15 protein-coding genes are annotated in these 14,058 nt (G+C 68.8%); 7 read left to right on the forward strand and 8 right to left on the reverse strand.

Translation table 11 applies throughout. From position 1 onward, the window contains the following. Positions 1–110: 110 nt before the first annotated feature. Together EI73_RS01630 and EI73_RS01635 are read right to left on the reverse strand one after the other, a co-directional pair. Positions 111–1,331, reverse strand: coding sequence for a toxic anion resistance protein (locus EI73_RS01630; protein WP_034383499.1), 1,221 nt, complete (start codon positions 1,329–1,331; stop codon positions 111–113). A gap of 63 nt (positions 1,332–1,394) precedes the next feature. Then, positions 1,395–1,985, reverse strand: a complete 591-nt coding sequence (locus EI73_RS01635; RefSeq protein WP_034383502.1) for a FlgD immunoglobulin-like domain containing protein — start codon at positions 1,983–1,985, stop codon at positions 1,395–1,397. Positions 1,986–2,054: 69 nt separating this feature from the next. On the opposite strand from EI73_RS01635, the gene gatC reads away from it, so the two are divergent. Both gatC and serS read left to right on the forward strand, forming a co-directional pair. Then, positions 2,055–2,345, forward strand: coding sequence for an Asp-tRNA(Asn)/Glu-tRNA(Gln) amidotransferase subunit GatC (gene gatC, locus EI73_RS01640; protein WP_034383505.1), 291 nt, complete (start codon positions 2,055–2,057; stop codon positions 2,343–2,345). Next, positions 2,345–3,628 carry a serine--tRNA ligase gene (gene serS, locus EI73_RS01645; RefSeq protein WP_034383508.1) on the forward strand — a complete coding sequence of 428 codons (1,284 nt, stop codon included), beginning with the start codon at positions 2,345–2,347 and terminating at the stop codon, positions 3,626–3,628. Before gatC ends, serS begins: the two co-directional genes overlap by 1 nt. 18 nt (positions 3,629–3,646) lie before the next feature. Here the strand turns inward: serS and EI73_RS01650 are convergent, their stop codons facing one another. Together EI73_RS01650 and EI73_RS01655 are read right to left on the reverse strand one after the other, a co-directional pair. Continuing rightward, positions 3,647–5,953 carry an FTR1 family protein gene (locus EI73_RS01650; protein ID WP_034383511.1) on the reverse strand — a complete coding sequence of 769 codons (2,307 nt, stop codon included), beginning with the start codon at positions 5,951–5,953 and terminating at the stop codon, positions 3,647–3,649. Further along, entirely contained in the window at positions 5,953–6,972 is a 1,020-nt protein-coding gene (locus EI73_RS01655; protein ID WP_034383514.1) for an imelysin family protein, read from the reverse strand. The genes EI73_RS01650 and EI73_RS01655 overlap by 1 nt, the downstream gene beginning before the upstream one ends. An 81-nt stretch (positions 6,973–7,053) precedes the next feature. On the opposite strand from EI73_RS01655, the gene EI73_RS01660 reads away from it, so the two are divergent. Then, positions 7,054–7,458 carry a hypothetical protein gene (locus EI73_RS01660; protein WP_034383517.1) on the forward strand — a complete coding sequence of 135 codons (405 nt, stop codon included), beginning with the start codon at positions 7,054–7,056 and terminating at the stop codon, positions 7,456–7,458. A 9-nt stretch (positions 7,459–7,467) separates the two neighbouring features. Here the strand turns inward: EI73_RS01660 and EI73_RS01665 are convergent, their stop codons facing one another. After that, on the reverse strand, positions 7,468–7,764 hold the full coding sequence (locus EI73_RS01665) for a hypothetical protein (RefSeq protein ID WP_231557255.1): 297 nt from the start codon (positions 7,762–7,764) through the stop codon (positions 7,468–7,470). Positions 7,765–7,900: 136 nt separating this feature from the next. On the opposite strand from EI73_RS01665, the gene EI73_RS01670 reads away from it, so the two are divergent. The 4 genes from EI73_RS01670 to EI73_RS01685 all read left to right on the forward strand — a co-directional run bounded on the left by EI73_RS01670 (position 7,901) and on the right by EI73_RS01685 (position 10,349). Further along, entirely contained in the window at positions 7,901–8,425 is a 525-nt protein-coding gene (locus tag EI73_RS01670) for a hypothetical protein (RefSeq protein WP_231557256.1), read from the forward strand. A gap of 1 nt (position 8,426) precedes the next feature. Next, on the forward strand, positions 8,427–9,050 hold the full coding sequence (locus tag EI73_RS01675) for a ComF family protein (protein ID WP_034383523.1): 624 nt from the start codon (positions 8,427–8,429) through the stop codon (positions 9,048–9,050). 76 nt (positions 9,051–9,126) lie between these two features. Next, a complete protein-coding gene (locus EI73_RS01680; RefSeq protein ID WP_034383528.1) occupies positions 9,127–9,627 on the forward strand; it encodes a hypothetical protein in 501 nt (166 codons plus the stop codon). A gap of 23 nt (positions 9,628–9,650) precedes the next feature. Next, on the forward strand, positions 9,651–10,349 hold the full coding sequence (locus EI73_RS01685) for a DUF2259 domain-containing protein (RefSeq protein ID WP_034383530.1): 699 nt from the start codon (positions 9,651–9,653) through the stop codon (positions 10,347–10,349). Positions 10,350–10,362: 13 nt separating this feature from the next. Here EI73_RS01685 and EI73_RS01690 read toward each other — a convergent pair whose 3' ends face one another. From EI73_RS01690 to EI73_RS01700, 3 genes are all read right to left on the reverse strand, one after another. After that, a complete protein-coding gene (locus tag EI73_RS01690; protein WP_034383532.1) occupies positions 10,363–12,012 on the reverse strand; it encodes a VOC family protein in 1,650 nt (549 codons plus the stop codon). Between the two features lie 108 nt (positions 12,013–12,120). Further along, the gene (locus EI73_RS01695) at positions 12,121–12,612 is read right to left on the reverse strand and encodes a MarR family winged helix-turn-helix transcriptional regulator (RefSeq protein ID WP_034383534.1); all 492 of its coding nucleotides are present in this window, start codon (positions 12,610–12,612) and stop codon (positions 12,121–12,123) included. A gap of 100 nt (positions 12,613–12,712) precedes the next feature. Beyond that, on the reverse strand, positions 12,713–13,996 hold the full coding sequence (locus tag EI73_RS01700; protein ID WP_034383536.1) for an aminopeptidase: 1,284 nt from the start codon (positions 13,994–13,996) through the stop codon (positions 12,713–12,715). Positions 13,997–14,058: the final 62 nt, after the last annotated feature.

A 14,058-nucleotide genomic window follows, 5' to 3' on the forward strand; every position in this document is an offset into this window, starting at 1 on the left:
GGGCGCTGCCACCCGGGTTCGCTTCATGGGCTTTTGGCAGTGAGCTCAGAAAGAGGCGTGGCTGCCGGCGGGCGAAAGCCAGGACTTTCCGCTTCCGTCTCCACAGGCCTTTAAAGCTTCAGGTCCCCCTTCTCGGTCACGCTGAGCCCCTGCGCGACTTCCCGCGCGGCGTTTTGCCGTTCGCGGTCGAGGTAGGTCTGCGCCCCGTTGACCTCGCGGCCCAGCACCTCGATGGTCTCCTGAAAGCGGTCGAGGGCCTGGGTGCGGTAGGTGCTGATCGCGTCGAGTGCGCCGTACACCTCGCGGAAGGCGGCCTGAATAATCTGCGGGTCCACCGTGGCGCTGCCCGCCTGGCGCTGAATCTCGGTGGACTGCTGCCGCAGCAGGCTGGCCGTCGAGCCGATCATGCGCCCGGTCGTGTCGTTGAGGGCCGTGATCTGCCCCAGCACCGCCTGCTGCGTGCCCAGGGCCTGCGCGACCATAACGGCGGTCCTGAGGGCGCTCACAGTGGTGGTCGTCGCCCGGTCTACCCCCTTGATGAGTTCCAGGTTATTGCGCCGCACCAGGTCGAGCGCGAGATACCCCTGAATGCTCACCGCGAGCTGCGTCAGGAGGTCCGTTACGCGCTGGCGCACGGCGAACAGCAGTTCCTCGCGGACGACGCGGGCCTTTTCGGGGTCGGTGGCTTCCAGCTCGTGCAGCCGCTGGGTCAGGGCTTCGTCCACCGCCTGGCCCACGTGCGCGTACTGACGCAGCTTCTGCATCGTCTCCCAGAGATGGACCTTTTCCGTCTCGATGCTGGCGTTGTCGCGCCGCAGCTCGTCCTGCGAGCGGTAGAGCGTCTCCAAGATGGCATTCAGGTGTCCCTGCGCGCTCTGGTAACGGTCCAGCGCGTTCACGGCTCGGCGGCCGCCCGGCAGCTTTCCCAAAAACCCCCGCATGGTCGGCGTGCGGCTGGGGTCCAGGTCCTCTACGGTGCGCCGCAGGTCGGTGAGGCCCCTGAGGATCTCGCTGCCCTCCGCGAGGGCCCCGGCTTTTGTCGCCCGCAGGGGACGTTCCAGCATGCGGCTCGACACCTGCGCCGCCGCACGCTGTTCGGGAACGCCCAGGTCATGGATGGCCTCCAGCTTGCGCCTGAACTGAGGACTATGGGTGCCGGCTTGCAGCACGTCCTCCACAAAGGCGCGGGCCAGTTGGTCGAGCCGAGCGCGGTCTTCGGGGGAGAGGGGCACCATTTCGGGCGCGTCCTGCCGCTGCACCGTGGGTACGGGCTCCGGCGCGTGCAGCAGCGCTTCGGGGGGCGTCAGGGGGCCGGGCTTATCCGCACTCATGCCTCACAGTACGCGCCAGCGGGATGAGCAGTTGCATCCGGCAAAAGGCGGATGGGCGGCTGATCAGCGCAGCGTCACCGTCACGGCGGGCGGGCGCAGACTCACCGAACGGTCCCAAAAGGCCGCGCGCAGCGTATAGGTGCCGGCAGGAAGGGGACGGCCGCTCGCGTCCCGGCCATCCCAGCGGAGACTCAGCACGTCCTCCGTCTCGCCGGGGGCCACGTCGGTGATCACCAGCTGCTGGGTGCAGATGGTATTGGTCACGGCGGGCCGCACAATCTCCCCAGCCGCGTTGAGCACCTCGAACTTGAGGTCACACGCACCGTGTTCCAGGTGAATAGGGGTCTCTCCGGTGTTCGTGAGTTGCAGCGTCCAGGTGCCCGCCGTGCCTCGTACCAGGCTGGAGGGGCCGACAAGTGTGGCCCGGTGCGGCTGTCCTAGGGCGGGGCCAACCGGCAGGCTGGAAGGCCCCACGGTACTGGAGGCGGGCGGCGTGACAGGAGCGCTGGGCGTGACCGGGGCGGGCGTCACGGGAACCGAACGGGGTGGGGGGGCCGTGACGCCGGGCGGCAGCGCGGGAATATCATTCACGCTGATGGCGGAAGCCAGGCCAGCTCCAGTGAGGGCAAGGGTCAACAGCAGCTTCAGGGGCATGCCCCAGCCTGGCCCGCCGCTCCTGACGCTGCATGAGTTCGCGTTCAGGTCGCCCGTATACTCCTGCTTATGATTGACGCGGCCCAAGTCGAGCACCTCGCGCGCCTCGCGCGGCTGGAACTCACGCCGGAAGAACGCCGGAGCATGCTCGCGGACCTCAACCGTATCCTAGGGTACTTCGAGCAGCTCAGCGCCGTGGACACGAACGGCGTTGAGGAGATGCAGCGGCCGGTGGCCCTCGTGAACGTGCTGCGGGAAGACGAGCCCGGCGAGGTGTTTTCTCCCGAGGTCGTGGCGGCCCTCGCTCCCGAGATGGAAGGCGGCTTCGTCCGCGTGCCCCGCACCGTGGAGGCCGAGTAATGCTCGACCTCAAGTTCATCCGCGAGAACCCACAGGCGGTGCAGCGTGCCATCGAGGTCAAGGGCGTGGACCTCGATCTCGCTGAGCTGCTGCGCCTCGACCGCGAACTCGTCGAGCTGCGGCAGCGGGTGGAGGCCCTCCAGACCGAGCGCAACGCGAACGCCAAGCGGGTGCCGCAGGCGACACCTGAGGAACGGCCACGCCTGATTCAGAAGGGCAAGGACCTCTCGGAAGACATCAAGGCCCTCGAACCCCAGCTTCGTGCCCATGAGGATCAGCTTCGGCAACTGCTGCTGCGCGTGCCCAACATTCCGCATCCCAGCGTGCCGGTCGGCCGGGACGACAGCGAGAACGTCGAACTGCGCCGCGAGGGACAGCCGCCCGTGTTCTCCTTTACGCCCCTTGACCACGTTGAGCTTCTGGAGCGTCAGGGCTGGGCGGACCCCGAACGGGTGGCGCGGGTCTCGGGCAGCCGCTCCTATCTCCTCAAGGGCGACGCCGTGCTGCTGGAGATGGCCGTGCTGATGTTGGCGATGGACTTCCTGCGCGAGCGCGGCTTGACGCCCCTGAGCACCACGGCCCTGGTGCGTCCAGAAACCCTGGTGGGCTCCGGGCACTTTCCCGGTGGCGAGGATCAGGTCTACAAGATCGAGGGTGAAGAGCTGATGCTGGCCGGAACCGCCGAGGTGCCGGTCAACAGCCTGTACGCGGGCGAGCAGCTCGCCCTGGAACAGCTTCCCGTCGCCTATGCCGCGATCAGCGCGGCTTTCCGCTCCGAGGCCGGGTCGGCGGGCCGGGACGTGCGGGGGCTTATCCGCGTTCACGAGTTTCGCAAGGTCGAGCAGTACGTGATGACGCGGGCCGACGAGGCCGAGGCGCTGCGCTGGTTCGGGATCATCCTGGAGAACGCGGAGGGCATCCTGCGGGCGCTCGAACTCCCCTACCGCGTCGTGCAGAACTGCACTGGCGATATGGGGGCCGGCAAAGTCCTTATGTATGACATCGAGACCTGGGTCCCCAGCGAGGGGAAGTACCGCGAGACGCACTCCTGCTCGTACCTGGGTGACTGGCAGGCCCGGCGCACCGGCCTGCGCTACCGCGACGAGAGCGGCAAGCTGGTGTATGCCCACACGCTGAACAACACCGGGATCGCCACGCCACGCATCCTGGTGCCCCTCCTCGAAAATCACCAGCAGGCGGACGGGACGGTACGCGTGCCGGAGGCGCTGCGGCCCTACCTGGGCGGGCGCGAGGTGTTGGGGGCGCCGGTGCGAGAACGCTGAGATCGGGCGTGCCAGCCTTCAGCCGGAAGTGGTCGCCGCCTCCCGCGCCTCGCGCCGGCGGGCTTCCAGTTGCCGGGCCTTGAGGCCCTCGGCGGCGAAGTAGCTGCCGACGACGGCGACCACCGCGACGACCTGCGCCACCAGCCCTTCCCAGGTGGGATAGAGGCCCAGCCACAGGCTCGCCCACGAGGGGAAGGCCGTGCCCAGCGGGTGAACCGGGAACCAGCCCACCAGTTGCAGGACGTGCACCGTGTTGCCCACCATCACGGCGAGCACGGCGCAGATCATCATGCCGGTCCAGACCAGCAGCTTCTTCATCGGCAGGCGGGCCTGCAGGGCGAACACCAGCACGCCCACGCCCAGCACGCTCAGCACGCCCAGGCCGGTACCGGTCAGGACGGGCACGGTGCCCGACTGCAGCACCAACGACTGCAGGAAGAGCACCGTCTCGAAGCCCTCGCGGTAGATGGAGGTAAAACCCAGCACCACAAGGCCAATCCACTGGGCGAGCTGGGGGCTTCTGCCGGTGGTGAGGCCGTGCTTCTGCTTTTGGAAGGCGGCCATGCGGTCGGTCCAGTACACCTGATGGAAGAACCAGTTCATGATCAGGAGCAGCACGCCGATGGCGATGACGCTGACGACCGCCTCCAGCTTTTCGCCGTAGCGGGCAAAGAGGCCCAGGGTGCCGCTCAGCACGAACCAGGTAGCGGCGGTCGCGGCCAGGGCGCCCAGTGCCCCCAGCCACATCGGGCGGCGCAGGTGGCGCACTTCTGGTCGGCGCAGGCTGCCCATCAGCGCTGCCAGGATCAGCACTGCCTCCAAGCCCTCGCGGAACACGATCACGCCCGCGTTCGTCGCGGCGGCGGCGGGCGCGACCTCGGTCCCCAGCGCCTCGGCGGTTTCCTTAAGGGCTCCTTCGAGTGCGGCGCGTGACTCGCGGAAACGAGCGACGTCGGCACGCTCACGGATCAGGCGGGCGAGGCCATCCGGGTGCTGGCCATTCCAGAAGAGATTCTCCAGCCGCAGTTTGAGGTCGGGGGCGAACACCGCGATGCGGGCTTCGGCGCCGCTTTCCAGGAGGGCGTACGCGTCCAGCCGGGCTGTTTCGGCAGCGGCCCAGTCACCCGCCTCGGCCGCGGCGACCACGGCGCTGAGCTGCGTGCGGATAACGCCCAGGTCGGCGTTCGCGTCATGGGCCTGCCAGGCGGCGGGGAAAGCCGCCCGCACCCGGTCCAGCAGTGCCTTGACGTCCGCCTCGATCTGGCTGGGCGTGGGGGCGTCCCGATGGGCGGCGGCGCGCGCCAGGCTCGCCTCCAGCCCCGCGAACCCGGCCTGAAGGGCCTTGACGTCTGTTTCCTTTGGCAGCAGCGGCGCGAGGTCAGCCAAGGCAGCGTTCGCGCCGCTCAGAAAGGTGCGGGCCTCGGTCACTTCCAGGTCACTGCTGACGACCGCCGCCGCGCCGCTCAGCTTCACGCCGCGTCCGTATTCCACCGGCACCAGCGCGAGAAACCGCGTGACCTGCCCCGCCCGCGCCTTGACCTCGGCGGGCGAGAGGGGGGCCGCGCGAAAGCCCTCCAGGTCGGCTTGCACGCGCTTCAGGCTGGCAGGCAAGGCGGCGAGGTCCGCCTGTACGGCCTCCAGCCGCGTTTCCCCCCGCTGGGCGCGGTAGGCGGGGGCCAGCAGGGTGAAGTAGCCCTGCGCCAACGCGGCCTGCTCGGCGCTGCGGGTGCGCCACCCGCGGGCCTGCGCGGTCTCCAGTTCGCGCAGCGCCTCGCTCAGCCGCGCCTGATAGCCGTCGAGCACGTCGGCGCGCACGGCGGCCAGGGCCGCTTGCGGGGTCAGCCTGCCGGCGTCCAGCGCCTCCACGGCCTCGGTCGCGTCGGTGCTCAGGCGGGTCAAGGCGCTGGCGGTGCGAAACTCGCGAGCGGCCAGCCAGCCCCGCGCCTCGTCCGCGTCGCCGCTCCTCACACTGCGCTCCAGACCGGCATAGGTTCCGGCAAGCACCCCCGTCCAGGCGTGGGCACGGGCGGCGGCGAGGGCTGTTTCGTCTCCGCTGCGGACCGCGCGCTTTGCCCCTTTCAGAGCGGCTTGCACCGCTCGCGCCGCCGCCGGGTTTACCTCGCGGATGGAAGGAAGGAGGCGAGCCGCGGCCCGCTCCGCCTCTCCCACCAGCTCGGCGGCACGGGCACGGTCAAAGGTAACCTCAATCTGTGCCTCGGCAAGCTTGGCGCGCAGCGTCTCGGCGGGGGGAGCGAGGTCGGCGGCCTGGGCACCGGCGAGGCCGCAGGCCAAGGTCCAGGCGGCGGCGCGCAGGAAACGCCCCATCACTCGACCTTGATGCCCAGCAGCGCGGCGGCCTGGGTGAGGCGGCCGGTGATTGCCGTGGCGCGGTCCTGCGCCTCGGCCTGGAGGGTCTCGGCCTGCTCGGGCGTGAAACGCCGCTGCCGTTCCTGCACCACCAGGCGGCTCACAAAGGCGGCCAGGTCCCTCAGCCCCGCCCCGATCTGGGCATCAAGCGCCGGGCTCCGGCCCTTGACGGCGGGGCTGAGGCCCGCGTACATCACCTGCCAGGAGCGCACATTGCCGGCGAGGTCCGCGAGGCGCGAGATCACCACGAAGTCAGTGCGGCGGCTTTGCCCGCCAAGCACGAAGCGGCTGGTTTTCCAATTCTCAAAAAACACGGGGCCCACCGTGGGCACATTCGCCACCAACGCTCCAAACACGTCGGCACGGGTAGGCGTCCAGCGGGCCGCCGCCTGCCGCAGGGCCCCGGTTTGGCGGTGCAGCTCGGCGGCGGCGGCTTTCAGGACGTTCGCGTCGGGCAACTGGTCCCCGAAGTCCAGCGTTCCATTGCCGTCCACGTCGTAGGCTACGCCGGTGCCAAAGGCCTTGACCGTGCCCCACAGCGCGGCCTCGTTGACGCCGAAGAGGTTGCCGGGTCGCGGCAAGACTTTCCCGTTGGGCAGCTTCAGATCAAAGGGCACCACGTTCTCTCCGCCCTCGGCGGCGCTGGTGCCGGCATCCAGAATCAGGTCAAAGTCGCTGAGGGCGTCCACTCCGGCCACGATGCCTTCGATGTCCTCGTAGGCTGGGCTGGCCTTGATCCATCCGGCGCGGGCCGTCTGGAGGGCCGCGCGGGTCTGCGGGAGATGCGCGACCCGGCGGTAGTCGAAGTTGGCCGCTTTGGCAAGCGCGTAGTACCGGTCGGCACCCTGTACGAGCTGAGCGGTTCCCGCCTCCTGCACGCGCAGTTTGCTCTCCAGATAGGTCTTGACGCCGTCCAGGGGAGCAGCCTGGCTCTGACCCAGGAGCGCCGACGTCAGGAGGATCAAGGCAAGCCTCATGCCGTTATCCTGAACTATTCCGATTTTCTAAGTCAAGATTGTTGCCGCGCGCTTTTCTGTTGCCGCTGCTACCCTCAGGGGATGGATACCCCCCCTGCCTCGACCCGCACCGATAAGGGCGTACGTGGTTTTGACCTCGACCTGCACGTGACCTTTGCCCGGCCCCTGGCCCGTGAGGAGGCGCTGGCGCTCCTGCGGATCGCCGAGGGCTTCACGGTCGACCTCTATGCCCGGCACGATCAGCCTGGGGGGCCGGTGCCCTCCGCCCGCCTCACCGGGCCGCTGCGTGATGCCGAGGCGGTGCGTGCCGCTTTGGCTGCCTGGCTGCAGGGGGACGTGCGAACGGTCGAGATTGGCCTGCGCGGCTTCCTGCGTTCCTCGACAGGACAAACGGAGTGGATGCCGTGGCGGCGTAACCTCGTCGTGCCCCGCGCCGAGACGGGCCGGGTGGCCTTTGAGGAGGGTGTGAAGTACGTGCTGGAGTGACGGCCCGGCCTAGGCGCTCAGGGGCAGCACCAGCGCCCTTGCCTTGGCGTGCTCTTCTGTAGCGGGGCGGAGCACCAGGACGGAGAGGCGTACGTCGGGGCGCAGCAGATAAGGAAGCCAGGTGTACGTCAGGGTTCGCAGGGCTCTTGGCGCCGCGTCGGTCGAGGGCAGGTCGCGCAACACCAGCACGGCCCGTTCGCCACTCCCGGTGGTCCACACGTCCACCCGGCCGAGTTGGTCGACGCCTTGATGATCCCGGTACTCGAATTGATGGCCCCGCCTGAGTAGGTGCATTCCTCTGGTCACTCTCCGCTTCTGACCGCGTCGGCCCGGTTTTCAGTGGCCCGACACGGCTGAGTTGTCGCTACGGGTTCCACCATACGGAAGCGTTCCGTGGCCTTTGTCCCGCGGCCCGCCCAGCGCCCTCCTCTACAATGAACCGGTGTCCCGCAACAGCCTGCGCGAGATGCTGCTGGAGTACCAGGGGTACATCCTGGCCTACCGCCTGCGGAACGCGGTGGGCGGCCGGGTCGCGCCGCGCGGCGACGTGTTGAGCCTCGCGGAGTACGCGCAGCGGCGGTTGGAGCGGCAGGCGCTCGCGCTCGCGCTGGTTCGCGAAGGCCTGGACGCAGAGCGTATGACCCGGCTGGAGACGCTGTCGAGCGAACTCATGTTCGGCTTCTGGCTGAACCCCACCGAGGTGGCCGCCTTCCTGCGGGCGGCGCTGCGGCAGGGCGGTCATCCGGCCCTGGGCGACGCGGAGGCCTTTGCCGCCCTGCTGTCTTCCAGCGAGCGCGAGCGCCTGGGCGAGACGGGTGTGCGGTTGGTGTGTGCCCATCACCTCACCTGCCTCTCCCTCGCCGCGTCGCTGCTGGACCCGCATCAACTGGCGCGTGTCTGGCAGCGGGTAGAAGCCACCACGCCGCCCCTTTTTGTGGACGAGCTCGCGCGGGCGGGGCAGGTGTAGCGTGCGGGCCTTTCTGCGGGCGCTCCTGCCCCGTTCCTGTCCCGGTTGCGGCGCCCAGCTCGGCCGGGCGGCGGGGCTGTGCAGCAGCTGCCGCGTGGCCCTCAGGCCCCGGGTAGAACTGTACTCGCCGCTTTCCCCCCGCCCCGAGCCGCATCTGGTCACCTTGGGCCGCTACCGGGGAAGAACCCGCCGGGCCGTCCGTGCCCTGAAGTTCGGCGGCACCCGGGAGCTCGCCGAAGTGCTGGGTGCGGCGCTGGCGACCGGCGTGCCCACCCGCTGGGCGGTGCAGGCTGTGGTGCCCGTGCCGCTGCACCCCAGCCGGGAGCGCGAGCGGGGCTTTAACCAGGCGGCGTTATTGGCCGGGGTGGTCGCCGCCGAGCTGGGGGTACCCAGCGTTCCTGTTCTGCGCCGCACGCGTGTGACTCGGCAGCAGGCCCGCCTGTCCGCGCACGAACGCACCGCCAATGTTGCCGGGGCCTTCCAGGCAGACCCACGTCGCCTCCCGCCGGGGGCAGTTCTGCTGCTGGATGACGTGATGACCACCGGTCATACGCTCCTCGCCTGTCGGGACGCGCTCCACCGGGTGGGGGTGACGCGGGTGTACTTCGCGGTGATCGCGCACTGAAGCCCAAAGGACGCCTTTCTCCCCCCATGCACTTTGAGAAGGCGCTCACTCATCTACGTGCGGTACGGTACAGGCGATGAAGCCTGTTCTGTCCGCCACGCTCGCCGCTGCCCTGCTGCTGGGGGGAGCAGGCGCCCAGACGCTTGTGCCCTTCAAGGATCCGAAGCTGCCCTTTACGGTCAGTCTCCCCAAGGGCTGGCTGGGCTTCAATGACGGCACAAGCGGCGTGAGCATCGTGTCTGCCAAGACGCCGCCCGCCGCCATGATCCGGCTGCTGTTTACCCCCAAAAACGGCAAGGCCGTAGACCTCAAGCAGGAATTCCAAGGCTTCGAGGCGGGCGTGAAGCAAACCGGCAGCACCCTCAAGCTGCTGGGCGGAAAGAATGTCAGTTACGGCGGCGTTCCCGGCGTCGAGCGGCACTATGCCCTCAGCCACCCCAAGGGCCAGCTGCGCCTGCGGATCTGGTTCGGAAACGGCGCGAAAAACCTCTACTCCTTTCAGGTGACGGACACGCCCGAGCGCTTCGCCGCCAGCAGCGCCCTCTTCAGCCGGGTGCTGGACAGCGTGCGCTTCTGAGGTTGGGCACCTAGGAGGTGGATATGCGTGCTCTGCTCACCGCTGTCCTGGGCCTGCTGACGCTCACGGTGTCCGCCCGCGCGGGGGACCGCCTGGACGTGCAGCGGGTGGCGTTCTCTCCGGAGGGCGCCCGCGTGCTGGTGCTATGGGGCGGCGTGCAGGACGGCAGCGGCTTGAGCGTCGCTCGTCTGAGTGTGCTCGACACCGCGAGTGGGCGGCCCCTGTACGCTGCCTCGGCGCGCTCTACCTCCGAGTCGGCGGCCTGGGTGCGCGACTGGCTGTGGCGCAGCGAGGAGACAGCCCTCGGGCGGCTGGGGGTGCGCTCCAGCCGCGCGGCCCAGCCTGTCTATGCCCGTGCCTTTCCCCGGGCGGCCCCCGTCTGGACCGAGGGCACGCGGGGGGATGCCTCCACCACCACGCTGGTCCGGTTGTGGTCACGGCCCGTTCCCGTACGGCTGACGGTGCGGGCTCTGCCTTCCCGCTGCGCCTTTCCGGAGATGCTTCCCGAGGGCGAGCGGCCCGCTGGCTTCATCCTCACCGTGAACGGGCAGACGGTCCACGCGGACCGCAGCCTTCCACCCGACCGTGAGTGTGCTGCCCGCTACGCCCTGGACCGCGTGTACGTGCAGGGGAACCGCGCCGTCTTCATCATTCGGGCCTACACACCGGGTTTCGAGGGCCCAAATGCGGACGTGGTGACGGTCGCGGCGCAGCTGCGGTAGGGCAGAGTTCGCCTCAGAGCTGGGCGGCCACGCCCTGCAGGAGTTGCCGGACGGCGTCGAGTTCGTCTCCATGGATGCCGTGTCCCAAGCCCGGATAGACGCGAGCGTCCACCTGTGCCCCCCGTGAGCGCAGCTGGGCGGCGCTCTCCTCAAACCGCGAGAGTGGAATATGCGGGTCGTCGGGCGCGACCCCCATAAAGACAGGCATGCCGCTCAGGTCGCCCGGCTGATCCAGGGTGATGAGGGCGCCACTCAAGGCCACCACGCCGCCCAGCCTCTTCCCGGCGCGGCTGGCGTACTCCAGCGCGAGGCAAGCCCCCTGGGAAAAGCCGCCCAGCACCACGCGTTGCGGCGGAATTCCCCGCGCTTCGAGTGCGTTGAACGTGGCCTCCACCGTGGCGAGGGCTTGATCGAGCTGCGGCTGGTTGCGCTCCACCGGCGCGAGAAAGGAGAGCGGATACCAGCTGTTTCCCGGCGCCTGTGGGGCGAGGTACGCGAACGCGCTAAGGTTCAGTTCGTCCGCGAGGGAGAGGATGTCTACCGCCCTGCCGCCCCGACCGTGCAGCAGCACCATCGCGACCCGCGCTTCCCCCAGGGGACGGCCCGCCGTGTAGACCTCTACGCCCGGCTGTTCGGGCCCGTTTTGATCCGTGGCCGCGTCCAGCACCCTGGTGCCGATGGTCACGCCGTACTCGCGGTTGACGATCCTCGGCACGTGGGCCTCAATGGCGGCCCGCTGCCCCTCGAACCAGGCGGGGAGCTTGAGGTGCCGGCCGAGTTCCTCCACCGGTTCATCGGCGGTGAAGCCGGGCGCGTCGGTCGCGATCTCCAACAGCACCCCGTTCGGTTCGCGGAAGTAGATGGAGTGGAAGTACTGCCGGTCCTGTACGGGTGTGGGCCGGTAGCCCGCTGCGCTCAGGCCCGTGCGGTAGGCCTCCTGCTCGTCATCGCTCCGGGTGCGCAGCGCCACGTGATGAATGCTGCCGGCACCAAAGCTCCCGCGCGGTTGTCCAGGCCGTTCCACCACGTCCACAAAGAGGCCGACACCCTCGCCGCTTCCCCGGAAGCGAGTGCGCGTGCCCTCTGCGTCGGGCTCGCTGCCCACCTCCGTGAAGCCCAGGGAGCTGACCAGGAGGTCGCGCACGGCACCCGTATTACCCACCCAGGCCGTGACCGAGTGAAACCCGCGCAGGGCGTGTTCAGCGGGCACAGGGCTGGCGGGCCAGGGCTGCACGGGGGGGCCGTCCTCAAAGACCAGTTCGGTCCAGGTGCCGTCCGGATCCTCTACGGTCAGCACCCGCTCTCCGAAACGCTCGCTCTCCTGAATGGCGAAGCCGCGCCCCGTCAGGCGGTCTTTCCAGTAGGCTGCGCTCGCACGGGGAGCGCTGTAGGCTATGGCGACAGCCTCACCGTTGCCGCGCACGCCCCTCCTCGCACCCGGCCAGGGAAAGTGGGTCATGACCGTGCCGGGCTGCCCGGTCAGATCCCCGTAGTAGAAGTGGTAGGTGCCGGGATCGTCGAAGTTGACGGTTACCTTCACCAACCGTTGCCCCAGGGTCTGGCTGTAGAAGTCGATGTTGCGCTGCGGGTCCGAGGCCATCACCGTGACGTGATGTAACCCCTGAACCGGCGTCGTGCCGGGAAGGGGGGAGCGCGTGGTCATGGCCGCAGTGTCGTTTAACATCAAACGTTTCATTGTGGGACAGGGCACAAGAAAAAGTCAGCGGCTGACCCAGAGCAGCGGGGAACCGGGAAGTTGGTCGGCTGGGGACTACCCCTGACGCTTTCTGCGTGGGGGCGTCTCCGCCGCGTCCCCGACCAGGCTGCGTCCCAGTTTGCGTGTCAATGTGGCGAGTTCTTCCAGCTCTTCGGCAGTGAGGGCCGTAAAGAGCTCCCGGATGCCCCGCACGTGGTTCGGGAGCACACGGGCCACCAGGGTTTCTCCCTGGGGAGTCAGAAACACTTTCATCACCCGGCGATCCTGGGGGTCGCGCTCGCGCCGCACCAGGCCGCCTCGCTCCAGGTTGTCGATCACCATGGTCAGGTTGCCGCTCGAGCGCAGGATCTTGTCGGCCAGTTGACGCTGGCTGAGGGGACCCAGGTGGTAGAGCGCCTCCAGCACGCCGAACTGGCTGACCGTCAGGCCGTGGTCCGCCAGATGCCGATTGGCAGCCACCTCCACCGCATGCGCCGCGCGCCACAGCTTGATGTAGGCGTCCAGAGCGGCGCGTTCCTCGGGTGAGCCTGGGTAACGGGTCGGCATGGCGAACATCCTCGGGGCCAGGATGAGAGAAATCAAGCCGCGGATGTTCGCGTTCTTCCGCGGAGCGGAGGGTGAGTTGCCGTTCCCCCAGCAGGATTGCCTAGCGCCCCGCCTGCTCCCGCGTTGCCCGCGCTTCCTCCGTCGCCAGGCGGATGCAGGCCGCTACGACCTGCATCGCGGTGCGGACTTCTTCGACCGGGGGGCGCGTCGGCGCGAGGCGGATATTGCGGTTGTGCGGGTCCTGCCCGGCGGGGTACGTCGCCCCGGCAGGCGTGAGGCTTACCCCAGCCGCTTGGGCGAGCTGCACCACCCGGTCCGCAACAGGCTCGCTGGTGTTGAGGCTGATGAAGTATCCCCCTTTGGGCTGTGTCCACGTCGCGTAGGCACCGTCCTCGCCCAGCTCGGCGCGCAGCGTTTCAGCCACCGCCTCAAACTTGGGGGCGATGATGGCGGCGTGTTGGCGCATCAGACCTTCCAGGCCGCCGGGGTATTCCGTCAGGAACTTGACGTGCCGCGCCTGCTCCAGCTTGTTTGGGCCGATGCTCTGCGCGTTGAGGTACTGGGCCAGCCACCGGATGTTGTCCTCGCTGCTCGCCACGAAGCCGAGGCCCGCGCCCGCAAAGGTCACCTTGGAGGTGGAGGCAAACACAAAGGCCCGGTCGGGCGAGCCCGCGTCGCGGGACAGCGCCACGAAGTTCACCGGCTCGGCACGGTCCTCGTCCCAGAGGTGGTGTGCGCGGTAGGCGTCGTCCGCAAAGATCGTGAAGTCGGGAGCCGCCGCCTCCAGGCCCGCCAGCCGCCGCGCCTTTTCGAGGCTGATCGTCTCGCCCCCCGGGTTGGAGTAGGTTGGCACGAACAGCACGCCCTTGACCGACGGATCCGCCCCCGCGAGCCGTTCGATGGCGTCCACATCCGGGCCGTCGGGCTGCATGTCCACGGTGAGGAGTTCGAAGCCCAGCGTTTGCAGGAGCAGGAAGTGCCGGTCGTAGCCGGGCACGGTCACGATCATCTTCGGCTTTTGGGTGATCCACGGGGCGACGCTCCCGCGCACGCCGTGGAGGAGCGCAAAGGTGAGCACCAGGCCCTGAAGCTCCAGGCTGGAGTTGTTCCAGACCAGCACGTTTTCTGCCTTGACGTCGAGGTAGTGGGCGAACAGGGCACGCGCGGACGGCAGGCCCGCGACGCCGCCGGGGTAGTTCCGCAGGTCCAGGCCGTCCATCTTCACGTCCTCTTCGCCCAGCACCGTCAGCAGGCCGTTTGAGAGGTCGAAGTCGGCGTCGGAGGGTTGCCCGCGCTGCATGTTGAGGTTCAGGCCGCGTGCCCGGAACGCTTCGTACGTCTGGCGGGCGGCTTCGAGGGCCGGGGTGGAGAGTTCCTTTGTCATGCCTTCACGTTACCCGCCCTGTGCCCGGCGAGGAGAGGAGATGCTTAGCAGGCAGAGGGGCC

It is taken from the genome of Deinococcus sp. YIM 77859 (assembly GCF_000745175.1).
Classification (GTDB): Bacteria; Deinococcota; Deinococci; order Deinococcales; family Deinococcaceae; genus Deinococcus.

Excerpts from the sequence above, each read along its gene's own strand:
- EI73_RS01630 (WP_034383499.1), bottom strand. The coding sequence starts at position 1,331 with ATGAGTGCGGATAAGCCCGGCCCCCTGACGCCCCCCGAAGCGCTGCTG.
- EI73_RS01635 (WP_034383502.1), bottom strand. The coding sequence starts at position 1,985 with ATGCCCCTGAAGCTGCTGTTGACCCTTGCCCTCACTGGAGCTGGCCTG.
- gatC (WP_034383505.1), top strand. The coding sequence starts at position 2,055 with ATGATTGACGCGGCCCAAGTCGAGCACCTCGCGCGCCTCGCGCGGCTG.
- serS (WP_034383508.1), top strand. The coding sequence starts at position 2,345 with ATGCTCGACCTCAAGTTCATCCGCGAGAACCCACAGGCGGTGCAGCGT.
- EI73_RS01650 (WP_034383511.1), bottom strand. The coding sequence starts at position 5,953 with ATGGGGCGTTTCCTGCGCGCCGCCGCCTGGACCTTGGCCTGCGGCCTC.
- EI73_RS01655 (WP_034383514.1), bottom strand. The coding sequence starts at position 6,972 with ATGAGGCTTGCCTTGATCCTCCTGACGTCGGCGCTCCTGGGTCAGAGC.
- EI73_RS01660 (WP_034383517.1), top strand. The coding sequence starts at position 7,054 with ATGGATACCCCCCCTGCCTCGACCCGCACCGATAAGGGCGTACGTGGT.
- EI73_RS01680 (WP_034383528.1), top strand. The coding sequence starts at position 9,127 with ATGAAGCCTGTTCTGTCCGCCACGCTCGCCGCTGCCCTGCTGCTGGGG.
- EI73_RS01685 (WP_034383530.1), top strand. The coding sequence starts at position 9,651 with ATGCGTGCTCTGCTCACCGCTGTCCTGGGCCTGCTGACGCTCACGGTG.
- EI73_RS01690 (WP_034383532.1), bottom strand. The coding sequence starts at position 12,012 with ATGACCACGCGCTCCCCCCTTCCCGGCACGACGCCGGTTCAGGGGTTA.
- EI73_RS01695 (WP_034383534.1), bottom strand. The coding sequence starts at position 12,612 with ATGCCGACCCGTTACCCAGGCTCACCCGAGGAACGCGCCGCTCTGGAC.
- EI73_RS01700 (WP_034383536.1), bottom strand. The coding sequence starts at position 13,996 with ATGACAAAGGAACTCTCCACCCCGGCCCTCGAAGCCGCCCGCCAGACG.